At 37.8% G+C, this 25,675-nt stretch carries 26 protein-coding genes and 2 pseudogenes; 7 read left to right on the top strand and 21 right to left on the bottom strand.

The genetic code is table 11. From position 1 onward, the window contains the following. Window positions 1-37: 37 nt before the first annotated feature. From AC2TFD_RS17390 to AC2TFD_RS17450, 13 genes and pseudogenes are all read right to left on the bottom strand, one after another. Entirely contained in the window at window positions 38-799 is a 762-nt protein-coding gene (locus AC2TFD_RS17390; RefSeq protein ID WP_335513575.1) for an SDR family NAD(P)-dependent oxidoreductase, read from the bottom strand. A 42-nt stretch (window positions 800-841) separates the two neighbouring features. After that, window positions 842-2,050: an acyl-CoA dehydrogenase family protein gene (locus AC2TFD_RS17395; RefSeq protein ID WP_335513577.1), complete on the bottom strand. Its 1,209-nt coding sequence runs from the start codon at window positions 2,048-2,050 to the stop codon at window positions 842-844. A 159-nt stretch (window positions 2,051-2,209) separates the two neighbouring features. Next, window positions 2,210-3,007: an alpha/beta fold hydrolase gene (locus AC2TFD_RS17400; RefSeq protein ID WP_335513579.1), complete on the bottom strand. Its 798-nt coding sequence runs from the start codon at window positions 3,005-3,007 to the stop codon at window positions 2,210-2,212. A gap of 33 nt (window positions 3,008-3,040) precedes the next feature. After that, window positions 3,041-4,108 carry an LLM class flavin-dependent oxidoreductase gene (locus AC2TFD_RS17405; protein ID WP_484673635.1) on the bottom strand — a complete coding sequence of 356 codons (1,068 nt, stop codon included), beginning with the start codon at window positions 4,106-4,108 and terminating at the stop codon, window positions 3,041-3,043. 241 nt (window positions 4,109-4,349) lie between these two features. Continuing rightward, window positions 4,350-4,550: a riboflavin kinase gene (locus tag AC2TFD_RS17410; RefSeq protein ID WP_484676335.1), complete on the bottom strand. Its 201-nt coding sequence runs from the start codon at window positions 4,548-4,550 to the stop codon at window positions 4,350-4,352. Between the two features lie 47 nt (window positions 4,551-4,597). After that, the gene (locus AC2TFD_RS17415; RefSeq protein ID WP_335518547.1) at window positions 4,598-5,146 is read right to left on the bottom strand and encodes an NADPH-dependent FMN reductase; all 549 of its coding nucleotides are present in this window, start codon (window positions 5,144-5,146) and stop codon (window positions 4,598-4,600) included. 59 nt (window positions 5,147-5,205) lie between these two features. After that, the gene (locus tag AC2TFD_RS17420) at window positions 5,206-5,706 is read right to left on the bottom strand and encodes a flavin reductase family protein (protein ID WP_484673636.1); all 501 of its coding nucleotides are present in this window, start codon (window positions 5,704-5,706) and stop codon (window positions 5,206-5,208) included. A 14-nt stretch (window positions 5,707-5,720) separates the two neighbouring features. Continuing rightward, window positions 5,721-6,950 carry an acyl-CoA dehydrogenase family protein gene (locus tag AC2TFD_RS17425; RefSeq protein ID WP_484673637.1) on the bottom strand — a complete coding sequence of 410 codons (1,230 nt, stop codon included), beginning with the start codon at window positions 6,948-6,950 and terminating at the stop codon, window positions 5,721-5,723. 75 nt (window positions 6,951-7,025) lie between these two features. Further along, a complete protein-coding gene (locus tag AC2TFD_RS17430) occupies window positions 7,026-7,811 on the bottom strand; it encodes an enoyl-CoA hydratase/isomerase family protein (protein WP_335520365.1) in 786 nt (261 codons plus the stop codon). 152 nt (window positions 7,812-7,963) lie between these two features. Next, window positions 7,964-8,734: a 3-hydroxyacyl-CoA dehydrogenase gene (locus AC2TFD_RS17435; RefSeq protein WP_484673638.1), complete on the bottom strand. Its 771-nt coding sequence runs from the start codon at window positions 8,732-8,734 to the stop codon at window positions 7,964-7,966. Window positions 8,735-8,772: 38 nt separating this feature from the next. Next, window positions 8,773-9,927, bottom strand: coding sequence for a thiolase family protein (locus tag AC2TFD_RS17440; protein ID WP_335519993.1), 1,155 nt, complete (start codon window positions 9,925-9,927; stop codon window positions 8,773-8,775). Between the two features lie 322 nt (window positions 9,928-10,249). Continuing rightward, the gene (locus AC2TFD_RS17445; protein ID WP_484676336.1) at window positions 10,250-10,438 is read right to left on the bottom strand and encodes a helix-turn-helix domain-containing protein; all 189 of its coding nucleotides are present in this window, start codon (window positions 10,436-10,438) and stop codon (window positions 10,250-10,252) included. A gap of 18 nt (window positions 10,439-10,456) precedes the next feature. Beyond that, window positions 10,457-10,786, bottom strand: a pseudogene (locus tag AC2TFD_RS17450) (AAA-type ATPase lid domain-containing protein); the annotation flags it as partial. A gap of 648 nt (window positions 10,787-11,434) precedes the next feature. Between AC2TFD_RS17450 and AC2TFD_RS17455 the strand changes: the two are divergent. Then, window positions 11,435-12,190, top strand: a complete 756-nt coding sequence (locus tag AC2TFD_RS17455; protein WP_335520714.1) for a 2-phosphosulfolactate phosphatase — start codon at window positions 11,435-11,437, stop codon at window positions 12,188-12,190. A gap of 1,203 nt (window positions 12,191-13,393) precedes the next feature. After that, window positions 13,394-13,702: a hypothetical protein gene (locus AC2TFD_RS17460; protein ID WP_335519833.1), complete on the top strand. Its 309-nt coding sequence runs from the start codon at window positions 13,394-13,396 to the stop codon at window positions 13,700-13,702. A 154-nt stretch (window positions 13,703-13,856) separates the two neighbouring features. Here the strand turns inward: AC2TFD_RS17460 and cls are convergent, their stop codons facing one another. From cls to AC2TFD_RS17475, 3 genes and pseudogenes are all read right to left on the bottom strand, one after another. After that, complete coding sequence (gene cls / locus AC2TFD_RS17465) at window positions 13,857-15,305, bottom strand: cardiolipin synthase (protein WP_484673639.1); 1,449 nt, start codon at window positions 15,303-15,305, stop codon at window positions 13,857-13,859. A 38-nt stretch (window positions 15,306-15,343) separates the two neighbouring features. Next, entirely contained in the window at window positions 15,344-15,949 is a 606-nt protein-coding gene (locus AC2TFD_RS17470) for a DedA family protein (protein WP_335513477.1), read from the bottom strand. Window positions 15,950-16,132: 183 nt separating this feature from the next. Next, window positions 16,133-16,776: pseudogene (locus tag AC2TFD_RS17475) on the bottom strand (SDR family oxidoreductase). A 255-nt stretch (window positions 16,777-17,031) separates the two neighbouring features. Here AC2TFD_RS17475 and AC2TFD_RS17480 point away from each other — a divergent pair. Further along, window positions 17,032-17,748, top strand: coding sequence for a CPBP family intramembrane glutamic endopeptidase (locus AC2TFD_RS17480; RefSeq protein WP_335513473.1), 717 nt, complete (start codon window positions 17,032-17,034; stop codon window positions 17,746-17,748). An 83-nt stretch (window positions 17,749-17,831) separates the two neighbouring features. Here AC2TFD_RS17480 and AC2TFD_RS17485 read toward each other — a convergent pair whose 3' ends face one another. The 3 genes from AC2TFD_RS17485 to AC2TFD_RS17495 form a co-directional block, all read right to left on the bottom strand. After that, complete coding sequence (locus tag AC2TFD_RS17485) at window positions 17,832-18,578, bottom strand: M1 family aminopeptidase (protein WP_484673640.1); 747 nt, start codon at window positions 18,576-18,578, stop codon at window positions 17,832-17,834. Further along, window positions 18,569-19,348 carry a gluzincin family metallopeptidase gene (locus tag AC2TFD_RS17490; RefSeq protein WP_484673641.1) on the bottom strand — a complete coding sequence of 260 codons (780 nt, stop codon included), beginning with the start codon at window positions 19,346-19,348 and terminating at the stop codon, window positions 18,569-18,571. Before AC2TFD_RS17490 ends, AC2TFD_RS17485 begins: the two co-directional genes overlap by 10 nt. Before the next feature lie 143 nt (window positions 19,349-19,491). Then, complete coding sequence (locus tag AC2TFD_RS17495) at window positions 19,492-20,736, bottom strand: multidrug effflux MFS transporter (RefSeq protein WP_335513470.1); 1,245 nt, start codon at window positions 20,734-20,736, stop codon at window positions 19,492-19,494. A 324-nt stretch (window positions 20,737-21,060) separates the two neighbouring features. Between AC2TFD_RS17495 and AC2TFD_RS17500 the strand changes: the two genes are divergently transcribed. The 3 genes from AC2TFD_RS17500 to AC2TFD_RS17510 all read left to right on the top strand — a co-directional run bounded on the left by AC2TFD_RS17500 (window position 21,061) and on the right by AC2TFD_RS17510 (window position 23,167). Next, the gene (locus tag AC2TFD_RS17500; protein WP_484673642.1) at window positions 21,061-21,432 is read left to right on the top strand and encodes an SRPBCC family protein; all 372 of its coding nucleotides are present in this window, start codon (window positions 21,061-21,063) and stop codon (window positions 21,430-21,432) included. A 22-nt stretch (window positions 21,433-21,454) separates the two neighbouring features. After that, window positions 21,455-21,880: an acyl-CoA thioesterase gene (locus tag AC2TFD_RS17505; protein ID WP_335513466.1), complete on the top strand. Its 426-nt coding sequence runs from the start codon at window positions 21,455-21,457 to the stop codon at window positions 21,878-21,880. A gap of 558 nt (window positions 21,881-22,438) precedes the next feature. Next, a complete protein-coding gene (locus AC2TFD_RS17510; RefSeq protein ID WP_484673643.1) occupies window positions 22,439-23,167 on the top strand; it encodes a hypothetical protein in 729 nt (242 codons plus the stop codon). Between the two features lie 195 nt (window positions 23,168-23,362). Here AC2TFD_RS17510 and AC2TFD_RS17515 read toward each other — a convergent pair whose 3' ends face one another. Continuing rightward, a complete protein-coding gene (locus tag AC2TFD_RS17515; protein ID WP_335513462.1) occupies window positions 23,363-24,088 on the bottom strand; it encodes a CBS domain-containing protein in 726 nt (241 codons plus the stop codon). A 63-nt stretch (window positions 24,089-24,151) separates the two neighbouring features. Next, window positions 24,152-24,985: a deoxyribonuclease IV gene (locus tag AC2TFD_RS17520; protein ID WP_484673644.1), complete on the bottom strand. Its 834-nt coding sequence runs from the start codon at window positions 24,983-24,985 to the stop codon at window positions 24,152-24,154. Window positions 24,986-25,095: 110 nt separating this feature from the next. Between AC2TFD_RS17520 and AC2TFD_RS17525 the strand changes: the two genes are divergently transcribed. After that, on the top strand, window positions 25,096-25,596 hold the full coding sequence (locus AC2TFD_RS17525; RefSeq protein WP_335513458.1) for an HIT family protein: 501 nt from the start codon (window positions 25,096-25,098) through the stop codon (window positions 25,594-25,596). Window positions 25,597-25,675 lie beyond the last annotated feature (79 nt).

Genomic DNA, 25,675 nt, shown 5'->3' on the forward strand with positions numbered 1-25,675 from the left:
ATAAATTGTCAGCATAATCTATTATTGCCTATTACTGTTACTCTGCAAGTGTGCCGCCATCGATATAAAATGTTTGTCCTGTTATATAATCAGCTGCATCTGTTAGGAGAAACAAGGCAATTTGAGAGATGTCTTTTGGTTCCCCTAGACGCCTTAATGGGATTGCCTTCACTGCTCCTTCAAGCCATTCCTCATTTTCTCTTTCCACTGCATTGATTTCTGTACCAATTAGTCCTGGAGCAATGGAATTAACCCGGATATTGTAACGTGCCCATTCTGCAGCCAATGATTTCGTTAAATGAATAACAGCTGCTTTCGAAGCTGTATAGGGAGCAATCCGCTTGTACGGTTTCGCACCACCAACGGAAGATATATTAATGATCTTCCCCGAATTTTGTTGAATCATGATTTTTGCTGCTTCCTGACAACAGAAAAATAATCCTTTAATGTTTACGTCATAAATAAAATCCCAATCTTCCTCTGTAAACTCTACTGCGTATTTCGTAACATTTGCACCCGCATTATTGACAAGGACATCAAGCCTGCCGAACTCTTCCAATGTCACTTTAAATAGGTTTTGAATATCTGATCGTTTCGATACATCACATGAAACCGTTAAGACTCTTCTTCCCAATTCACGAATTTCATTGGCAACCATCTCGCAACTTTCCCTATTCCTGCTCGCGAGCACTAGGTCAGCGCCTGCTGCAGCAAACTCCCGCGCCATTTCTGCTCCAATCCCGCGGCTTCCTCCAGTGATTAATACTACCTTGTCCGTAACATCTAATACTTTCCCCATGGTTTCACCCCCTAAATTTTAACAGCGGAAAGGAATCTATTTTTAAAGCACTTCTGTCAATTCTTTGTTCAATTTATTCTTGTGTTCTTTTAAAAAGCGTTTGGCTACCACCATTCGATGAACCTCATCTGGACCATCATAAATATGTGCGGCTCTTGCCTCACGGTAAAACGCTTCTAATGGTGTATCCTTTGAGTAACCTAATGAACCATGGACTTGAATGGCTCTACTAATCACATCATTTAGGATTTTGGCTCCATAGAACTTAATAAGTGCAATTTCTTTTCTCGCATCTTCCCCTTGATCCATTTTCCAAGCAGCATGAAGCGTCATAAGACGTGATGCAGAGATTTCAGCTGCTGAATCAGCAATGAAATTTTGAATGGTCTGGAACTCTGCTAATGCTTGCCCACGAGTTTTTCTCTTTATGGCATAATCAAGCATTAAGTCGAAGCTGCGATTCATCACCCCTAACCAGCGCATCGCATGTGTAATACGACCAGGTCCTAATCTCATTTGAGCAAGTTTAAAACCTTCCCCTACCTTGCCTAATATGTTTTCAGCAGGAATCCGACAATTGTTAAAGTGGATTTCCCAATGTCCACCTTCACTGTAGTCCCCCATTACGCCAATATCTCTGATAAGATCAAAGCCTGGGGTTCCTTTTTCAACGAGAAACATCGTTGCCCGTTCGTGCGGAGGGGCATCTGGATCGGTAACAGCCATAACAATCGCAAAGGATGAAAGAGCAGCATTACTGATAAACCACTTCTTTCCATTGATTACCCACTCGTCTCCGTCTCTTACTGCTCTTGTTTGTAAACCGGTAGGATCTGCACCTGAAACATCAGGCTCTGTCATCGCAAAGCAAGACCGAATATCATCATTTATAACAGGCTGCAGAAAACGTGCGATTTGCTCTGGTGTTCCTGCCTTCATCAGAATTTCAGTATTCCCAGTGTCAGGGGCAGCTGTGCCAAACACTCTAGGACCAATTGGACTAGAGCCCAATAGTTCATTTAATAAACCTAAAAATACATTTCCTAATCCTAACCCGCCCACTTTTAATGGTAAATGAGCTGCCCATAAATTTTGATCCTTAACTTTTTGTTGAATCGGCTTCAATATTTCATCTGGAAGACCTACTCCTGGAACAATATGCTTTTCAGCAGGATAAACATCTTCTTCCATTATTCTCTTTGCTCTAGCTAACAACTCTTTTTGCTCTTCTGTTGGACTGAAATCGTACATATTTTGGACACTCCTTTTCTTTTAACAACATTACATTTTAAGAAATAGACCATGGGAGCAGTAAAAGGTATACCATTTATATCAAAGAAAGGTCTTTTTTAATAACAATTCCATCTGCTCCATACCTGCATCTTTTATACTCTTGGAACTGAATTGATTTTAAGATTGGATAAATGACATTAGTTCCTCATTGAAACGGTCAATTTCTTCAATGAATGGAGCATGAGAACTATTTTCAAATACAACCAGTTTCGCTCCTTGAACCTCTTTCACGCAATACTCAGATAATGAAAGCGGTACAACTCCATCATGAAGACCATGGAAGAAAGCAACTGGAATTGAAATGTCACTTAACTTATCCCTTAAATCAATTTTACCTAAGTCCTCCATTGTCCTTTCCGTAAACCAAGATTGCTCCATGAAGTTATTAAAAAACCAATCTTTCATCGGTTGCCCAACATCCTGATGAAAACAACCATCAGCAATGGCACGGACTAAAGCTGGTCGGTTCGCTCGCATTGCTGCTAGAGTTTGTGTCACATTCTCTTGTGGAACACCAAAATCAAAACCTTCTGTAGAGGTATATCTCGGTACTGCTCCTCCAACGGAAACAGCTTTTGTAACCGCTCCCCCGCCAAAACGAGTCACATAATCCATCACAATTGATCCGCCAGCCGACCAGCCAACAAGGGTTGTATCCTCTAAACCTAAATTTTGAACCACTTGGTTCAAATCATCTGCTAGTTTAGAGATTTCATAGCCATGAGTAGGTTTATCTGATTTTCCGCAGCCACGGCAATCAATCGTGATGACCCTGAATGTGTCACTAAAATCAACAACCTGTCTTTCCCAAACCTGGCGATTCATGCCCCAACCGTGAACAAAAACAATTGGTTTCCCTTGTCCCACGTCTTCATAGTAATACTGTACCCCTTTTTCCACCTCAATATATGGCATCGTAAACGCCCCCCAAGTGATTGATTTAGATTTTTATAGACTTACCTTTTGTCTCCGTTGAACGGCCTTGAAATAAGGTAAAACCTCATCAGCATAACGTTTCATAGCTTTCATTACTTTACGGTGCTCCATCCCACCCATACGGAACCAACAAGATAGGCTGTTAATCCCAGCTTCTTCCGCTACCTCTAAACGATTCACTGCTTCTTTTGCGTCTGCTAATAAAGCAATACCTGATTGATTTAAGCCAGCAATATTTATCGGTCCTTCCATTTCTTTAGCTACTTCTGCAAATCGTTCATATGTTTCCGGAGCTTGTTGACCTTTTGCACCTGGGATAATATCCAATACTCGGTTAAAATACACATCCATTTCTTTTTCTACATTTTTAATGGCTTGATCAGTATTATCTGCAATGTTCATTTGCAGGTTTAGATGGATGGATGGGTTAATTCCCTTTTGGATCAAACGTTCCCTCGTCCGTTTCGTAGAAGCTAGAACATCATCCATCACCATTAGTGTTGGTGTTACCATAAACTCTTGAACCTCTTTTTCTACCATTAAGTCAAAAGACGCAGGGCTAATACATGCATGATAGAATGGAATTCTTTTTTGAAGAGGTTTTGGAGTAAGCCTCAAGTTTTCAATTTGATAGAATTCTCCGTTATAACTAAAGCTATCATTCGCCCATAAACCTTGAATGATCTCAACATACTCCCAATACTTTTCCCTTGTTTTTTCCATGCTTACGCCAAGACCTTTTGCCTCATGCGGCTGATATCCACGTCCTCCGCCAAACTTTAAGCGACCATTACTTAAAATATCAACCATTGCATAATCTTCAGCAATTCGCACTGGATTATCAAAGTTTAGAATGCTGATCCCAATACCAATATCCATTTTTTTCGTAATCTGTGAGATTGCAGCCGCTGCAACCTGTGGAGAAGGCATACTTCCATATTCATTAAAATGGTGCTCACCCAGCCATACACTTTCAAAGCCAATCTCTTCTGAATACTGGATTTGTTCCAACATTTCCGAATAAGCCCTTTCATAGTTCCCATCATGACATTCGTTTACATAAAATAGACCTGTTTTCATCTACTATCTCCACTCCTTTTGATATTTTATATAGTCAAACGATCAAATAGGTTTAGTTGTTTAATGTCCTAATAATAAAATCAACCGTTTGTTTGATTTTATTATAACAAGCTTCAAAGGAGGTTTCAATAACAATTTTATAATTTTCCGAAATATTAAATAACTCTATTTCTATTAAATTAATAACATACTAGAAAACGCCAACATAAATGATAGCGTTTTCTAAAATCCTCATGTTCACTTATTTTAAAACATATAAATTAAAACGTTTTTTTACTAATTCAATATCTTTTTTGATTTGGGAAACTAAATATGAAATACTTGAAAAAGCGATTTCCTTTCTTAAGTAGAAACAAACTTTCACCTCGATATTTTTCCAATATAAGTCCTGATCAAAATCCAAGTTATGAACCTCATAGTGGTTAATCCACCATCTTTTAATTGGTCAATTGGAAGTTTAACTGATGATAACACCCCCATCTTGATCAACTACTTTCTATTAGAGTAGATTAATTTATCTTGCATATGAATCATTTGTTCTGAAAGAACCTCGATGCTTCTTAATAAATCAGGATTAATAATTCCATTATGCGAATTAAAGTGCTCATTATGGGCGAATATGAAGCTTGGAGGAACATAGGCATTTAAATAACCTGCAATTGGTTTTAACTGATTTTCAACCACAAGATAATGCTGGTAGTTTCCTCCCGTAGCAACAAAACCCATCACTTTATTTTTAAATTCGGATGGAGGCACCAAGTCGATCAAATTTTTTAACGTCCCACTGAAGGACCCTTGAAAAATAGGAGTCCCGATAATATAAGAATCTGCAGATGAAATCATGTCGATTACCTTTTTTGTGTCACCTGTATATTCTGAGGGTGGACGGCCATCACAAAATTGAACATCATATTGCTTAAGGTCTAAAATTTCCGTCTCAACCTCAGGATTCATTTTTTTAATCATATTGATTACTTCATTTACCACGATTAACGTTTTAGAGCCTGTGATTGTGCCAGAGATTCCTAATATTTTCATAGTAAGCCCCACTCCTAACATTTTTTTCATCAAAACTATTTTTGAGTTCCAATATCTTTCTATTTTTTCGGCCAATTAACTGGAATTGGACCTATATTTCGGTTGTAGTAAAGTAGTGGATTCTTTTCTGCCTTATTTAAATCAATTACTTCTCCTAAAAGGATGATGTGATCCCCTGCATCAATTTGCTGAATGGTTTTACACTCAAACGTTCCCAACGAATCTGCAATGATTGGTAAACCATTCTCCGATACCTTCCAATCCACCTTTGAAAAGCGATCTGCTTCTTTGCCGGCAAATGCCCAACATGCGGCTTCTTGCTCTGTAGAAAGGGTGTGGACAGCAAATTTTTCCGCTTTCACAAATTTATCTACAGAAGAGACCTTTTTATCAATACTCCATAGCACAATTAAAGGATCTATGGATACAGATGCAAAGGAATTTACTGTCAAACCTGCAGGTTTCCCCACTTCATCCATCGTTGTTACTATGGTTACTCCAGTAGGATATTGACCCATAATTTGCTTAAAAGCATTTGCTTTTTCTATTGTTTCTGTCATATTGCATCCTTCATTTATTTATTTAAAACCTCGACTTTTTTACTCTGACTTCTGATTTCTAATTTCGCAACAGCTTCAGCATGTACTTCATCTGGGCCGTCAGCAAATTTTAACGAACGAGCATGCGCCCAAAGTTGTGCCAATGGGAAAACATCACTTACGCCGCCTGCTCCATGAACTTGGATCGCACGGTCAATTACATTTACAGCCATATTTGGTACAAGCACCTTAATCATCGCGATTTCTTTTCGAGCTACTTTGTTTCCAACTGTATCCATCATATGAGCAGCATTTAAAGTTAACAATCTTGCTGAATCAATTTCAATACGTGATTCTGCAATCCACCTGCGGATGACACCTTGTTCAATGACTGATTTTCCAAAGGTAGCCCTGTTTTGCGCACGGTCGATCATCAGTTCTAATGCACGTTCCGCCATCCCGACCAGGCGCATACAATGGTGAATCCGACCAGGTCCAAGACGGCCTTGGGCAATTTCAAAGCCTCGACCTACACCGAGAATCATGTTTTCAACCGGAACACGAACATCGTTGAAGTCAACAAATGCATGTCCGTGTGGTGCATCATCATAACCATAGACAGGAAGATGTTCTTTTATTTCTACACCAGGTGTCCCCATTGGGATAATAATCGTTGATTGCTGCTTATGTCTTTCAGCATTTGGATCGGTTTTTCCCATTAAAATCATGAGCTTACAACGCGGGTCCTTAACACCAGAAATCCACCACTTTTTACCATTTATAACATACTCATCGCCATCACGCTCAATGCGAGTCGAAATATTTGTTGCATCAGAAGAAGCGACGTCAGGTTCTGTCATGACATAGGCAGAACGAATTTCTCCATTTAAAAGTGGAACCAGCCATTGTTGCTTTTGTTCAGGGGAACCATAATGTTCTAAAAGTTCCATGTTTCCTGTATCTGGAGCAGAGCAGTTGAAAACTTCTGGTCCAATTAGCGAGCGACCCATGATTTCCTTTAACGGCGCGTATTCAAGGTTTGTTAAACCTGGCCCATGCTCCTTGCTTTGTATAAATAGATTCCAAAGTCCAGCTTCTTTTGCTTGCGCTTTCATTTCTTCAATAACTGGTGGTATTTCCCAGCGGCTTTTCCCTGCGTTTAATTGTTCTTCATACACACTTTCGTTCGGTAATACAATATCATTCATAAAAGCCGATACTCTTTCCTCTAACTCTTGCACTTTTGCACTCTTTTCAAATATCATAAAATACCCCTCCAGTAACAATTTTTAAAATCATTTAAGTAAATTCATATAAACTACATTCAGCTTAAAATTAGCTTATTTATGTGTAAATTTTGCTTGGCGTTTTTCAATAAAGGCTTGAACGCCCTCTCTAACATCATCTGAACCAAATACATCTACAAAAAGAGCTAACTCTAGATCAAGACCGGAATCAAAAGATTGATCTGCCCCCTCGTTCACAGCTTGCTTGATTCTGCTTAAAGATTGCAAAGAATGACTAGCAAGCTTTTTGGCCATTGATTTTGCCGCTTCCATGCCTTGTCCTTTCGGAACAACATGGTTAACTAACCCTATTTTCAAGCATTCCTCTGCGGAAATTGAATTTCCTAAATACATTAACTCTTTCGCTTTAGCCGGTCCAATCAACCTCGGAAGCCTTTGAGTCCCCCCAGCCCCAGGAAATAGACCTAATTTAATCTCAGGTAAACCAAGCTTTGCATGCTCTTCAGCAATACGAATATCGCAAGCCAATGCTAACTCACAGCCTCCACCAAGTGTAAAACCATTTAACATAGCTATGGTGGGCTTTGGTAGATTTTCAATCAAATTGAATACCTCTTGATTCCCTCTTGCAATCTTTCTAATCTCTTCTTTTCCTAATCCCACCCAACTAGGAAATTCCTTAATGTCTGCGCCAGCCATAAATGCCTGCTCACCGGTTCCTGTTACAATGACTGCAATAACCTCTGAATCTTCGTTTAGGTGTGTAAAAACTTCCTTCAACTCTTGTGAGACTTGACTACTTAAAACATTCATTGGTGGATTATCAATAATTACTATAGCAACACCATCTTGTTTAGTTAATTGAACCAGTTGACTCATCTTAAACCTCCTATTTTATTTGCTGGCTCTATTCGTAAAGTTTGTTGACTTTAAGGTAGGAACATTCATTTACCACAAGTTTTAAAACAACAATCGAGCAATGTTTGGATGTAACCGATTACCATTTATCAATATCTATTTCTACTAGGTTCTTATTTCGGCTGCATTCGAATCGCTCCATCTAAACGAATAGTTTCTCCATTGAGCAATGGGTTTTGAATAATGCTTTCTGCGAGTTGCGCATATTCAGATGGGTATCCAAGTCGAGATGGGAATGGAACCATCGCACCAAGGGACTCTCTTGCTTTTTCCGGAAGAGTATCGAATAATGGCGTCTGGATTAACCCTGGTGCGATTGTCATCACTCGTATCCCGTAGCGTGCAAATTCTCTTGCGACCGGTAACGTCATCCCTACGACTCCGCCTTTTGAAGCACTATAAGCAGCCTGACCGATTTGTCCATCAAAAGCAGCAACAGAAGCTGTGTTGATGATGACTCCGCGCTCCCCTTCTGCATTCGGTACGTTGTTTACCATTTTTTCAGCTGCTAATCGTGTGACATTGAATGTTCCCACCAAATTCACTTGAATAATTTTGTTGAATCCTGTTAAATCATGAACGCCATCACGTCCCAACACTTTTTTAGCAGGGCCGATTCCAGCACAATTCACCACGGTATTGATTTGACCAAATTTTTCAATTGCCTGGGATAAAGCTTGTGAAACCTCTTCCTCATTTGAAACATCTGCTTTTGTAAAGAGGACATTATCTGAGCCTAATTTTTCAACCACAATTTCTCCTCTTTCTTCAGATAAATCAATAATAACTGCCTTGCCGCCGTTTTCGACAATTCGCGTGACAGTCGCTTCTCCTAATCCAGAACCTCCACCTGTTACTACTGCAATCACATCTTTCATTTTCATTCAATATTCCTCCTTCGTTAGGTTAAAATTTATTCTTTTTATTCCTCTATTCTCTCAATGATGGTCGCATTAGCCATGCCGTTTCCTTCGCAGATAGCCTGAAGTCCAAACCGGGCGCCTGTTCTTTCCAATTCATGAATAAGGGTGATCATCACTCGAGCTCCACTTGCACCTAATGGATGACCGAGAGCGATGGCACCTCCATTTGGATTCAGCTTAGATGGATCCGCTCCGAGCTCTTCCAACCAGACCATTGGGACAGGAGCAAAAGCTTCATTAACTTCAAAAATATCAATATCTAAAACTTCCATATTTGCCTTTTTAAGTACCTGTTTCGTCGCCTCGATCGGTCCCGTTAACATTAAGGTTGGGTCAGATCCTACTACAGTACGAGCAAGTACTTTAAAACGTGGTTTAAGACCTAATTCTAATGCCTTCGCTTTTGACATAAGCAGTAATGCTGCTGCTCCATCACTCATCTGACTAGCATTCCCTGCATGAATGATACCGTCTTCAGTGAATGCTGGTTTTAGGCTTGCAAGTTTTTCAATGGTCGTGCCTCGGCGTGGGCCTTCATCCTGGGTAATCACTTGCTTTGTCCCATCTTCCAGTGTCACCTCAATCGGCATGATTTCTCGATCGAACCGACCTTCTTCTTGAGCTTTTATTGCTTTATTGTGACTTTCTAATGAAAATTCATCTGCCTTGCTACGGGTAATTCCCCATTTTTCGGCAATACGCTCTGCAGATAATCCTTGATGAATGATTTCGTGTCGAGAGGTAAGCTTTTCGCTCCAGGAAATTCCTTGGAAATTGGATAACATTGGAACACGCGTCATGCTTTCAATGCCACCTGCAATCACAATATCCATATCTCCACTCAAAATCGCTTGGGCCGCAAAATGAACTGCCTGCTGACTTGAGCCGCACTGGCGGTCAATGGTCGTCCCAGGTACATGAATTGGGAAACCAGCAGTTAATGCAGCTGTTCGGGCGACATTCACCCCCTGCTCGCCAATTTGAGTAACACACCCTAAAATCACGTCCTCTATTAAATCAGGCGAAACTCCCGCCCGGTTCACCAATTCTTTTAGCACTTCAGCAGCCAAGTCATCAGGACGGATATTACTTAACACACCTTTTCTTCTTCCAACCGGGGTTCGAACAGCCTCAACAATTACTACCTCACGCATACTTTTCCTCCCTGTAACAATTTATTAATATAAGATTCCTATTTTATTTGGAGTTTCTTAGCCAGTCATCAATACATAATGCAATATCTGTGCCAACTTTTAAATTAAATCGCAATTCTTTGAAATTTTATTTCTTAATCTCTTGAAATGACGAGATTTAAGACTATTAATTATGTAAAAATAATTTTAAACAAACCATAACCAAGTTAGGAAAAAATATGAAAAGGTTTATCATTGTGTTTGAAATTCAAACAGGTAGTAGATTGTAATGTCTTTCTGACCAACAAAAAAAAGCACACTAGAGTGCTTTTTGACTAAATGCTCAGATTTTTATATCTTTATATTTTTTTAGTTTATCGTATAGAACGGAGCGACTAATGCCTAATAGCTTGCACGCTTGACTCTTGTTTCCATCCGCTATCTTTAAAGCTGCCTTTATCGCCATTTCTTCGGCCTTCTCTAACATTGTTTTCTCACAGTCTTCATTCTCTTCTTCTATAAATCGATCCATCCCAAATTTCTTGAGTAAATATTCGGGTAAATCTTCCAAAGAGATCATTCCATTTTCTGCAAAAACCATTGCTCGTTCAAATACATTGCGGAGTTCACGAATATTACCCGGCCAATCATACTCTAATAAAGCATATTCAACTAAGGGATTCCAACCAATAATACTAGTTCCATTTTGTTTGTTTAAATCTCGCATAAATGCATGACTTAACATTAAAGTATCTTCTTTTCTTTTCCTGAGTGGAGGAATTTCAATCGAGATGATATTTAATCGATAAAACAAATCCTCTCTAAACTTTCCTTCCTCGACCATTTCTTCTAATTTCTGATGAGTCGCTGTTATTATTCGAACATCGAGCGGATCCGGTGAACAATATAGTTAATGCCTTTCACTTCCATAAAATCGTCATAAAGTCCTTAATAATTTCCACATCATTCATCCCCTTATCTAAGCAGATATAGCTTTTTTATAAATTACCGTTTGAAAATTAAGAATAGTCAAGCCGATAATTGCTCGAATCTATGGAATTGTATGATATAACTACACTACTAATAGCGTATTGTACGAAAACTTATCATCTTAAAAGATAGGATGCTACAAACCCCACATCTTAAAACCTATTTATACTCTTTTCAAGGCAGGTAAACAATTTTTTAATATTGGCATGGTACTTGCATGTTTTTTACACAAATAAATGTTTTTAGGAGGCTTAACGATATTAAAACAAAAAATCAATGTTTCGACTCAATCCGAACAAGAAATTAACTGGGCTAAGTTTGAAGCCTTTCTTAGAAATCAAATCGAACTTGATAAAAGCGCTAATATGGAAGTAAAACAATTTTCAGAAGGATATTCAAACTTAACCTTCCTTATTAAAATGGAAGGAAGGACATCTTACAGATAATCGATTTAGTAATTTAAATGAGGGCATACAAAATTTAATGACATTATCTCATGATGTGATTTTTTTAAATAAAAGATAAGAAAGGACACAGAATGACAAAAATCAATGTTTTACTACAAAAAGAATTGATTGATCCAAGTAGACTAAAAAATTGTGTTGTGGTTATTTTTGATGTCCTGTTAGCAACAACGACAATTACCACTCTTTTACAATACGGTGCTAAAAAAGTCATTCCCGTATTAAACAGTGATGAAGCGCTTGAAGTTAGCAAAAATCTTAATTTACCCCAAGATTCCTGTATTTTATCTGGTGAAAAAAACGGGTACTCCCTTAATCAATTTATATACCCTTGCCCATTGGAACTACTTGAATCAAATGTTGACGGAAAAACCGTTATTCTATCCACGACAAACGGAACTGTAGCTTTAAAAAAATCACTCGGGGCCCCATTCGTTTACGCCTCGTGTTTGTTAAATGGGAAATTTGTTGCGCAGAAGCTTTTACAAAACTATAACCAGCAATCCATTCTCCTTGTTTGTTCAGGAAACCATGGGTGTTTTTCGATGGAAGATTTTATCGGTGCGGGTCATTTTATACACCATTTGCACAAATTTTCTGGAACCGCATTCCAATTGTCAGATTCCGCAAAAGTGGCCGCTCAATTTTACGAACAATGTCACGAAGAGTCACTGGTAAAGCATTTTTTCACGTCACATACTGGTAAATTGTTAACATCTTTAGGATACAAGTCTTCAGTCTATCATTCTGTTCAACGGGATATCTATAATGCCGTACCAATTTTAAAAACCGGGGAATATCCTTACTTGGAACTTGAAAGCTCTTTATGATTCAAAAAATGATAAAAAAGAGTATACAGTTGAAATTTGGGCAGAGCAATAGAGCAATCGAAAATCATACAATGAAAGGTTTTAGGACCTTCATTATATTAATAAGAACGATTGATTCATTACTATAAATGGGCGGGTGAATACGCATGCAATTTATTGTCCTTTTGATATTTTTTGCGATCTTTTTCATTGGAGGTTATTTGATTCATGCTGCAGATTATAGTAAAAATTCTGATAATTAATAAACATTATAAGATCTCACCACCTTCAATTTTCATTTTTGGAGGTGTATATTACGAGTATCATTCATTACTTAAGAGAGTTTGAAACAAATTTACACTTAATAAACTCAAAAAAAACGACTTAATCACATTTTCATCATTATTACCATTCTGTGCAATGATATTGTATTTCTAAAGCATCTTCACTCGCTACTTGAAGTATTTCTCTTTCACATTCTTCACTATATCTTTTGATCTGTTTCTCACATTTGAATCACCCTTCAATTTTTATTGTATAGTCTAGGATTAGTTAAACTTTATTATCTATACCTTTCCTAGAAGTGAGTTAAAATATTTTTTTTAACTAGATTAAACGCACCAATAAACAAACTATAATAAAAACAAAAGGTCAGTCCCATTTGAGACTGACCCTATTCACTAATTTCTGTTATTTAACCAATTGCAAATCACCTATTTGCACTTTTTTTTATATTATCATACCGATGGATGAGCAACTAATAAATCATTTGTTTTCTTATAGGAGAAAGTATTCTGAATAATTTTCAATGATTTTTTTAAATTCTTTATTGGAAATATTCAAGGTAATGTCATTGTAAACCTCTTTACCGACTAAGCAATTTCTATTGCATGTTCATTTGCAAATGCTTTGGAGGACGTTTCAGCATAGGATTCTTTCTTTATCGACGAAGTTTACCTCCAAAAGCTTAACCTGTCTGAATACCAGTCTCATTCAGACTAGGCAAGATCCAATAAGGCTTTAGCTGTCCAAAAACCGGTCTCATTCAGCGTTGTTTGAAAATAATTTCAAAAAGCATTAATGATTGCAAAAATAGCCTGAAAATAAGAGAACCCTATTCTTTTTTAAGATTAAGTACATAGACTAATATGTTGCTTTAGTAGTTATGCATATTTCCCTTAGCACCAGCATACTGTTTTAAGAATGGAAAGGAGACTCACACCTATGGTCAAAGAGGATGTAATTAAAAAAATCGAAAGTATTACTCATCCAAAGGTACGAAATATTGTTAGAGTTTGTGTGGAACAGGGCTGTCGGTTCAAGCCACATCCAAGCAATCCAAATTTAGTGAACCTATTTGACCCTGCGCGTCGAAAAAACATCATTGGGGATATTAATCCATCAAGCCCTAGGGGATATTTCACACTTGAGGTTGAGAATGGACGTTTCAAGTCCTTTAGAAATGAAATCATCGGATTAGATATAGATCAAGCTGGTTTTGAAGAAAGCGTGCTTAAACGATTGAAGCGTTAATCCATTAAACTATTTATAATCCTAATAAACGCTTGGAACTATTTATCCAAGCGTTTTCCATATGTTTTTTTTCAAATTCTGGTACTAGAATAAATTTGCTTAAAATAGCCTCCCCCCTAAGGGATAGGCACCTGTTTACTAACAAATTCTATTTTTACAAAATAGGTGAAAGCAGTCTAGAAATAGATTCCTTCAGACGAATTTCCAGTGACCGTCTTTGGTAATTTTCAAATGTAAGTAACATCGATACCTTTATATCATCTTTAAAGATTTCCGTTAGCTTTCTAGATATTCCTTCATCATATAAGAAGGCATTTACTTCAAAATTAAGTTTAAAGCTTCGATAATCAATGTTCGCAGTGCCAACAGAGGCTATTTCTTCATCAACCACAATCATTTTTGCGTGAATAAACCCATTTTTATATATATAAACCTTGGCGCCAACTTTTAATAATTCACTTACATGAGAGAGAGTTGCCCAATAGACAAACAAGTGGTCGGGTTTATCAGGAATCATGATATTGACTTCCACACCAGATGAGCAGGCAATTCGAAGAGCATCCAACAAACTTTCATCCGGTATAAAGTAAGGGGTTTGAATATAAATAGAATTTTTTGCGGACATAATCATTTTTATATAGCCATTTTTAATTTGTTGAAACTCAGAATCTGGACCGCTCGTTACAATTTGTATTCCGATATTACCATGAGATACATCTTCAGGATAAAGATTCGGAACATAGTCAACATCTTGATCGTCTGATGCTTGATTCCAATCAAGTATAAAACGGGTCTGAAGCGCATAAACCGCCGTCCCTTGAATGCGTAAATGCGTATCACGCCAATAGCCAAATTTCTTATTAAGACCTAAATATTCATCGCCCACATTAAAGCCGCCCACATAGCCAATTTTCCCATCAATAATGACTAACTTCCGGTGGTTTCGATAGTTCAATCTAAGATTAATAAACCGAAATTTAGAAGGGAAAAAGACCTCTACTTGTCCTCCAGCTTTCCGAAATTCTTTAAATGATTTTTTCGGTAAGCTGCGAGACCCCAATTCGTCATATAGAATACGAACCTTAACACCTTGCTTCGCTTTTGCCGTCAAAGCCTCAATTAATTTTTTACCGAGATGATCATTTTTTATAATGTAATATTGGATATGAATATAATTCCTAGCAGCCTTAATATCCTTAAATAACTGATTAAATTTCTCTTTACCGTCTGTAAAAATCTCGACAGCATTATCCTCTGTTAAAATCGCTTGATTGTTAATCATATGCATGTAAATCAAATCATGGTTATCTCTCGTGACATCATTGCGATAATAGAATTGATTTAAACGAAGTTTGGTCAATTGTGTTTCTAATACTTTTTCAAAACCTGTCTTTTTGAGATCGTCCCATTGGAATAGTCGTTTTCGACTCAAATTTTGTCCTAATAATAAATACATAACAAATCCAAGGATTGGAATGAAAAATAGTACTAATAGCCAGGCCCACGTAGAACCGACGTCCCTTCTTTCTTGAAAAATGACAATGAGGGCCAACATGATATTCAATACAAGGAGAAAGCCTAATAATATAGACGTAATATTCATGGTAATAACCCTCTCATAGAATTTATCCGTAGTTTCTTCTAATATCTTTTCCTTTTTCTTCGCCATCCGATAACGAATATAAGGAGAATGAAGAGTAGTATGTACATCAGGTTAGAATATTGGTCCATTTTTTCCACAATGAGTTCCCAATTTTCTCCTACTCCTGCACCCAAATTAATCAACACTGTATTCCATATGATCGTGCCCATGGTTGTAAAACTGATGAAATGCCAGAAATTCATTTTCGCCATACCCGCAGGGATTGAAATCAAACTGCGGATAAGTGGAATAAAACGACAAAAAAAGACCGTCCAAATACCATATTTTTCAAACCAGGATTCCGCTCGATAGAGGTCATCCTTTTTTAAGCGGAGGTAGCGTCCATACCTTTCAATCAGTCCCTCTAATTTTTTTACATCTAAGATAGCGCCAATCTGGTATAGGACAACAGCACCGAACACGGAGCCTATCGTGGATGCAGTAATAACCCCGAGAACAGTCAAGTTGGTTTGAACTGTCATATATCCGCCAAATGTAAGAATCACTTCCGATGGAATCGGAGGGAAAATATTTTCAAGTGCAATGAGAAGAAAGACTCCCCAATAACCAAACTGTTCAATAAATTCTTTTATCCATAAGTCCATAATACCCTCCAACCAAATAAAAAGTAACTTTATTGATTTACGTTCCACTTACTGAAAAGTTTCAAACCTGGACATCCTCTTCTAATTACTATATTTTTACGAGAAAGAATTAAAACCATAACCATAAAAAAAAGCATTTGAAAGGATCAAATGCTTTTCGCCATTATTGTTTAGTTAGATCATTTAGAGCAATTTTAATGCTTTTTCAATTGGAACTTCACCGCTAATAAGATCAAATGATTGGTAATATGTATTTTCTTCCGTTAGGGACTGGATTATTGTTTTTGCCACATCTTCACGAGGAATTTTTCCACTTCGGATGTCCGTCGCAGCTGTAACCTTACCAGTTCCAGACTCACTCATTAACCCGCCAGGACGGATAATCGTATAGGTTAAATCACTTTTTTCTAGCATTTTATCCGCATAGTATTTTGCTGCATAATAAGGAAGCATTTTTCATGCCAGTTTTCCCTTCTATGCGCCTGGATCGCACTGACCATGATGAAGCGTTTAATCCCAACTTTTTCAGCTGCTTCGATGGTTTTCACGGCACCATCAAGATCTATGAGCAAGGTTTTATCATATCCCGTATGCCGGCCAGAACCTGCAGTAAACACGATGGCATTACAGCCTCTCGCTGCCTGAGCAATCTCTTCTACACTTTGCTCTAAGCAGGCCACAGCTACTTCGATATCCAGTTGTTTCAAAGCGGCTGCTTGCTCATCTTCCCTTACCATCGCTTTGACCGTATGTTCCTTACTATCCCTTAGCAGATGAACAAGAAGCCTTCCCACCTGTCCATTTGCCCCAACCACTAATACTTTCATAGATGTTAGCTCCTTAGCTTGTTTATGAGTATTATTTCATAGTGTGAATAACTTATTCACTAAGACATTGAGGCTAAAAATCTTATTAACATGCTTAATAAATTTGGATGATTTTTCCTGAAAATGCTAAAATAAAATTGTGCTCTATATATTGGAGGGGGCGTTACTATTAATAGAATTATTAAAGCTGTGATTGGTTTCCTCGCTCTAGATTTATATTTTGTATTTGCTCCTTCACTACTAGGTAATCCCATCTTGCAATTTGTCGCTCTGCTTGTCTTTTTCCCACTGGCATCTTTTATTACAAAATGGGTTGGTTTGAATGGGTTAAAAGGGTTAGGATTAGTTTTTCATCAAGGATGGTTAAGAAACTTCTTTTTAAGTTTTGGAATTGGCTTCTGTTTTTGGATGTTGATGTTTGGAATTCAGCTTTTAAGTGGCGATTTACAGTGGAATGGCACGAGAGAACCTTCAGAATTACTTTTGCCAGTTTTAATGATTATTGTAGGATTTTTCATGGGGTCATTTATTAATGATTTGATTGTTCGGGGGTTTGTGGTCAATCTTTTAAAGGATAAAATGCAAATAGGTTGGGTTTTTACGATTAGTATTTTGATTTACGCTTTGGATGATTACTGGTATGCTGGCTTCAGTTTAAGTAACTTTATCTTTTCATTGTTTCTAGGGCTTTCACTTACTTATGCTTTCTACAAAACAGGTTCGATTTGGGCGAATACGGGTATTCATTACGGATTAAATGTTGCCTATGGGCTGTTCTTCGGAATGGTCGGCAGTCCTGGCACCTCAATTTTTATTGTGAAAGCTACTTTGAATGAATCGCTAGTTTCAGAGGTTGTTTATTACTTGATACCTGGGTTAATGTTTATCTTTGTCATTTTGGTAATCAAGTTCTACAGCCAGTCTACCTACGAAAAGACCAACATCCCCATCGATTGGAGTGGAAGGATGTAAAGGTGATTATTCCCTATTTAAGAAAATTAGGTAAACAAAGACCATTTCTCAGGAATTTTCACTAAGTGATGGTCTTCATCGATTTATTTCTTAAACTCAGGTTCTTTACCCTTCAGCCATCCCTCAAAATAAACCTTTGCCTCTGGACCTAGTTCATTGGCAAAGACAGCAACGAAGTCACTTCCAGACGCTATTCCATACTGATATTCATTAAAATATGTTTGTAGGATTTGGTCCATTTTTTCTTTCCCTATTACCTTCTCAAGGTTTTCCAACATTAAAGCACCCTTTTGGTAGACAAGCTGTGAATAGCTGCCAATGCTTTTGAATTGATCAATAGGACTCCCAATAAATATGCCATCTCGTTCAAACATTTCCGTTCCAGCTGTCATTTGCTTTCTATTCTCTAAATTTGCCGCTCCATGTTCCGGAAATTCCTCTAACATAAATCTCGTTGTAGTATACGTTGCCAATGCCTCATCCAACCAAGGCTCTTTTACTTCATCATTTCCTACTATTCCATACCACCATTGATGTGCGGTTTCATGGACCACAGAACCAATTTCCGTTTCATTGCTCTCAAGAATGTTTTTTGGAAGGTAAATTATGCCTGGAAATTCCATTGCGGTAAACATACCCGTCCGAACGATATCATATTCAGGATATGGATAAGGACCATAAATTTCACTAAAATAAGCTAATGCCTTTTTTCCCGCTTCATGGTTTTTCCTTACTGCCTCCTGGTTGTCACTTGCTAGGAACCATGTATGAACGATTGTATCTCCTACTTGGTCAGATAACTTTTGATACGATTCATCCATTATGACCATGGCAAGTCCCTTACATTTTCAATGGACGTAGTGTACCGCAGAGTTCCGTCTTGTTCCTTTATACCCTCTGTTTCCTTGCCAGTACTGGCGATTTTATAATTTCCCGGAACTAATACATTCATAGTATACTTCCCAACCAGGCTATAAAATGGATCTCCCATTGAATGATACGGATCTGTAACCCAGCCTCTCTTATCATAAACAGCTTGAATAGGAAGCCAGTTTCCCAGCCAAATCGCATGCTCATCATACGCAAATCGTCCGTTATTTTTCGGGACCTTCATTGAAAAATTAAATTCGATCGTAATCGCTTGACCCTTATCCCATTTATCCAAAGGGATTTCAAGGACTGTGTCTTTGATCTCAAATTTATTTGCCTTTCCATTGACTTGAACTTCTGAAATTTCCATAGTTCCAGGTTCAGAATTCTCATCAATGATTTGACGCCAGAACCCACCCAATAAATCTACACCTTCACGAAATTGGTTCGGGTAAACATGGAGGTAAATTTTGTCCTGGCTCTTTCCTGTTTGGTTTGTTGCCTTCACTTTAAGTGTACCGGTTAAGGATTTTTCCGCTGCATTTACCTTCACATCTGCATCGTATTCTGTTGGTATAAACTGCGCCTCTGACTTCTGAACCTCACTTTTTTTAGCCCAAGTTGTCTCCTTTGAATTTTCTTCTTTACACCCTGCGAGTAATACTGCCAATACTAGCAAAATAGCGGCTATCCAATATCCTCTTCCCTTTTTCATTTCACCTTTATTCATAGTGACCTCCTACTATGTACTCTCTACTTAACTTCTAGACGTCTTTTCTCGTAAATAGTTTCAAATTAACCAAAATTATCCATATAAAAAAGCATTCGATGCCCTAATGCACCGAATGCTGACTACCACTACTAAATGAATTTTTATGAAGAAGCTTTTTGCTTTGAGGATTTTCTTAGCACTAAGAATATATACGTAATCACAGCGCCAATGGAAGCGCAGGCGATGACAAGCCCCATTGGGATCGCGGATTGATCTCCTCCTAATCCGACTAAAGGAGAAGTGATACCGCCAAATAAGAGGGAGAGAACCCCCAACAGCGCAGCGGCACTTCCTGCATTTTTCCCCTGCTCCTGCATGGCAAGCGAGAATCCTGCCGTATTGACCATACCCACACTGGATATGACGAAAAATAACGGGATGGTAATAATCCATAACTTTGCCTGAAACAACAATAAGATAAGTAACATCACTGAACCAAAAACAGACATAGATAAGCCGATGGCCAATAGCTTTGACTCCCGGAATCTGACAGACAGCCTGCCTGTTAATTGACTAGCAATCATAATGCCGATTCCATTGATGGCAAAAATAAGGCTGAAGGTTTCCGGTGAAGCACCATAAATGCTTTGCACCACAAAAGGAGAGCCTGCTATGTAGGCAAACATTGATGCACTGACCAGTCCTTGTGTAAGGGCATACCCGATGAAACTTCGATCAACAATCAATTTTTGAAAGGTAATAAGTGTATTTTTGATTCCAGCTTTTACCCGTTTCTCAGCTGGCAATGTTTCCATTAAGCCAAAAAGGACAACAATAAACATAATAAAACCGATTAATCCTAATACAATAAATATCCCTTGCCAAGGAACAAATCTTAGTAGTATAGCACCAAATACTGGAGCTAGAATCGGTGCCGCTCCGTTTACTAATGAAAGAAGTGCAAAGAATTTGGTTAGTTCGGTACCGGAATATAAGTCGCGGACAATCGCCCTTGAGATAACCATTCCAAATGATCCGGCAAGTCCTTGAATAAAACGTAACAATATGAAGGTCCAAATGGATGGACTAAATACGCACAGTATTGAAACGACACCATAAATAATTAATCCAATTAGCAGTGGTTTTCGTCTCCCGCGAATATCACTAATGGGTCCTGCAAATAGCTGTCCTAAGGAAATTCCTAGCAGGAAAAATGTTAAACTTAGCTGAATAGAAGAAGCGCTAGTATGGAAGTAATCCGCTAAGATTGGAAGCGCTGGGAGATACATATCAATGGATAAGGGAGCGAAAGCCCCTAAAGAACCTAAAATAATGGCTATCCATACCCGTTTGGAACGGGTAATCGTATTTGAATTATCTATTGAACTATTAAATGATGAACTCAATCGTGCACCATTCCTTTCCATTATTCCTATATCTAATTTAGCAATTATTTCTACTTTACATCAAATGATACAACTTAGATATAAAAAATTCTAAAAATTATAGATAATTTCAGCACTACTCATGGAGTTTGGTACAATGAAAAGGTGTTTTACCATTATAAATAGAATATTAATTTTACTAGGTATTTTTTCGAAAAAATTAAAATAATTATATATACAAAGAGGTGTTCCAAACTGAGAGAATGGACAAAGGAAATAGAAATTGACGCTCCCATCGAAAATATTTGGGATTTATTTGATGGTACATTGGAAAAAACGCAAAAAATGATGCCTCAAGTTGTGGGTCATACACCTGTTAAAATTACAGAAGAAAAAGTAGGTACCATTTATCGTCAGCAGTATAAGGAAGGAAAGCGTATTGAAGAATATGATGTTGAAACATTAGAATATATGAACACAGCTGATCACAAAAAAATGAAGGTTGGATTCACCTTAGCCAACATGTTTGAAATTACAGCTGGCTATGAGTTAGCGAAAATAACGGAACATAAAACAATTTTCAAATATACAACGACCAATAAACCATTAAAGGCCTTTTTAAAACTATTTTTATGGTTTGCGAGTGATAAGACGGTAGTTAAATTTGTTGAGAGGGTTAAAACCCTAGCCGAGGAAGAGAATGCCTTGGTGAAATAGGCTGTAAGGAAGGGAGTCTAGAATGATAGATTATCGTTTCTCCCACCGATTAAAGGTGCGCTATTCGGAAATTGATGGGCAAAAGATTGTTTTTAATTCTCATTATTTAACGTATATAGATGTGGCCGTCACAGAATATTTCCAGCAGCTTCTGCAACACGATGAAGCCTTTGATTTTGTTCTGGCCAAATCGACCATCGAGTATAAACGATCCGCATACTTAAATGATTGGCTGACCATTTGGTGCCGAATGGAAAAAGTCGGCACCAAAAGCATGACCATGAATTTTATGATTACGAGAGAAGATGAAATCGAGCCCGTTCTGCTGGCTGAGATTATCTATGTGAGTGTAAACCGCGATACTCTGTCACCCTGCCCTGTGCCTGACTTTGTCCGAGAACGAATCGAACAATTTGAGCTTGATTATCAAAAAAATTCCCCATTTTAAAAATGAGGAATTTTTCTTTTTATCCGAGTACCAATATATTAGGCTCTAGAAAATAAAGACTTCGCATACATATTAGCGACCATTGTCTTTTCAAAAAGCAAGATTTTTAAGGAATCAAGGATTTGCTTATAGTTGTGTTCCCCATGATTTCTTGTTTACGAAGAGGTTCCAACATTTGAAGCAGTCATTTGTAAGTATGCTTGTTTCGACCATTCTTTACTAGCAATGGATAAAAACCAACATCCTCGATGATTTTTTGAATGGCAGCGGTAGCTGCTAACTACGTTCATTTTGTTGACATAATCTTATTATGATTAATTTACTTTCAAACTTTTCCTTAATGGCTTGAGAAAGTGTTTCCGGAAGACACTATACACCGAGAATCTTCCGTTTGCCTCCTTCCATTCATATAGCTCTTGATCACTGATTCCAAAATAATATCGCTCTCAATGTAGGCTAGATAAGAAATCCATATTTTTACAAAAATGCATGGGTTAGACATATTAATGTGCATGTTGGAGATAATAACTTCGATTACCTTGAAAGGATGGGATGTTAATGTCGTTAGAATGGTTTGACAGAGTTTGCAGTGAGCTGCAGGATCACCTGGAATCGATATGTGAAGAGTATGATCAGGTTGGTCAAATGTCGATTGAAAGAGCTGCCAAACACCCGAGGATCGAATTTTTTGTAGAAACGGAAGATGTGCATACAGAAGATATCGATAGAGACTATTTTTGTACATTATTCTTTGATCCAGGGAACGAAGAATTCTACATCGATACCTTTGATGTTGACAGTGGGCATACTGCTAAAATCATCCTTTCGGACATAGAAGAAATCGTCGATGAAGTCCATGCAAGTCTTCATGATTATATGAATGATGAGGATCACTACACCGATGACGGTGTCTATTTGACTTCAACCGAAGTGTATGCAAACAGCGACGAATGTTATGATGAAATGGTTGATGATGGTGTCGAGTATTATGAGGCTGAACAAGTAAGCAGTGATGATATCTTTGAAGAAATTGATGTAGACTGGAACACACCGGAGGTAACGGCATTCAAGCACGAGGATGAGGTTGAAGTGACCTATCAATTTGGAGTCGTTCCTGAAACAGGTGACGGTGTTTTAAAAAGAATTAACAGGATTTGGACGACCGATGATGAATTAATTAAAGACGAATCCCATTTCATTTTCAGCAAAGAAGAAGCAAGTACAATTATCGCGATGATTGCCAGTCATATGGATCAATTAAGTGAGTTTCATTTTGATGATATGTAATAGGAAAAGCGGAAGCGCCCGTTCAGCGGCGTATGGACTGGAGCACTTCGACTGAGATAAAGGAAACACGAAGAGCGTAGCGTTTCGATGTTGACTTATCGTAGGGAGAAGAGCGAAGTACACTAGCCGCTGGGCGATGTAGCTAGACAATAGGAAAAAGAGCATACCTTTTTTTGGTGTGCTCCTTTCTTTTTTTTAATCAACTGTATAATCAATTTCAATTAAGTCCCACGGAGTGACAATTCCAAGCGGGGTCTCATCTTTTCTTCCGTTTTCAGTAATAATAACGGCTTCTAATTTTTTCTTTACTTTATGTGACTTTTCAAAAATGGTTTCAACATCAAAGATATTGGTACTTTTCGCCACAAAATCAATGGGATGTTCTTTTTCATATTTCATAATATCAGATATTTGGGTATGTGCTAGATTCACAGAACTGCTCACCATGTTTTGTGCCATCCACTTCACGATCGATCCTGCCGTCAAAAGGCCTGCAAATTCCTTATTCTTATAGATTGGAAATTTGGAATAATTATACTGACGGATTGCCTCCGTCACTTTTAAAATACTATCATTATAATCAAAGTAAACCACATTTTTCGTCGCAATGGTCATTGCATAATTCGGACGGTTAAATACATGCGCGATTTTCTCAATATGTTCAACCACTTTTGCATTCGGTTCCGCAATATAATAGCCGACCTCCATTTTTTCATGAACAATGGCATTCCTTAGTTTCGCATATTGCTCGAGATCCTTTTTAAAGGTTTCGATGATTTGGTATTTCTTTGCGCCCACCTTTACCAACACTACAAATCTATCATCATTAATTTTGACAATATCCTTCATCGCATCATGCACTTGATTGAAGGCAACCTCAAAACGTTCTGATAGGATTGGTCCTTTTTTCATTTGTTTCATCTTCTATCCCTGCCAATATTGTTTACTTATTATATTAATTATATATTTATTGTGACAATTTAACTATCCCCATTTTTGATAGAGCTGCTTAATTTCTTCTCGATGTGTTATTCCTTCATCATCTGGCGTTTCTAACACAAATGGAATCTGTTTTAGAATTGGCGAGGTTACGATATCCTTTAGGTGCTCATCTTTGATGAGTCCATTTTGAAAAATATTCGCATGACGATCCTTTCTCGATCCAGTCGGATATTTAGAATTATTGAGATGAATGATTTTAAGATGTTTAAAGTAATGGAGTTCTTGACCTTTTGCGAAAAATTCTTCTGTATTTTCCCCATTCCAAAGTCCACTCGCAAACATATGACAAGTGTCGAGGCAAAAACCGATTTTCTCTGGATAATCCGCCAGGTTCCGAATTTGAACTAATTCCTCAAACGTTGTGCCGAGGGCTCCTTTTGTTCCAGCGTTATTCTCAATTAATAGTAAACATTCCCCACTCCATTGACTGAGGACAGAATTAAGCATTTCTAACATTAAATGATAACTAGCAAGTGGGTCTGTTTTGCTTATTTGACTCCCAAAGTGGACAATTACTCCAACTGAGCCGCAGGAATCTGCAATTTCTAAATCATTTAAGAGAGACGCAATCGTTAACTCTTTTTTATCCTCAGAAGGCGTCAAACTTGTTGAGTAAGGTGTATGTGCAACGGAAACCATCCCATGCTCTTGGCAAAATTCTTTACAGCTTCCCGCATCTCCTCGGTCAAAGTCTTTGATTGAAAGGCTCCGTGGATTTTTCGGAAAATATTGAAATGCCGCAGCTCCGTAAGCCTCTGCTCGTTTTGCCGCACCTAAATACCCGTTTCGAATGCTAACATGACAACCAAAAATCATCGTATCCCACCGTTTTTTTAGTTTATTTTTCGCAAAAAAACTTCTTACTATTCTTTTATTGATGAGTGTGTTGTAAGATAATTCAGGATACTTGCAGAGGGGGAAATTGGATGAGAAAAATTACATTATCAAATGGGAAAACGGTTGAAGTTGAATGCTTGAGTTGTGCTTTGACGAGCGGGCTGGTGGTGCCAGATGGCGGCGTGATAGTAGAAACAGAACATTTCCATGCCCACCAGGATGTTGCCTATCCGATTGAAGGATTAGTTATACTGGCTTCAAAAAGACATATAAAATGCTTGGATGAATTGACGGATGAAGAAAGACTGGATTACATAAATATACTTACGGAAATCAGGAAAGCACAACGCGAGATTCTAGGCATTAACCATGTTTATTATTTCTACAACGAAGATACCACACATCATTTCCATACCTGGTTAGTACCCCGATATGAGTGGATGAACGACTTTGGAAGATCCGTTGAATCCGTTCGACCGGTCCTGCTTCATGCAAGAAATCATCGAAACACAGAGGAGAATCATAAAAATGTTTTGCGTGCTATCGAGGCATTAAGAAAAGGTTTGAATGAAAGTAACGGGTTTAATTGAAAAGTGAAATAAAAATCAAAAACTGATCAGCTAACGAATAGCAACATGTAAAAATCCGCAAGTTATAATGAAACAATAA

This window comes from Neobacillus sp. plas4 (genome assembly GCF_057221695.1).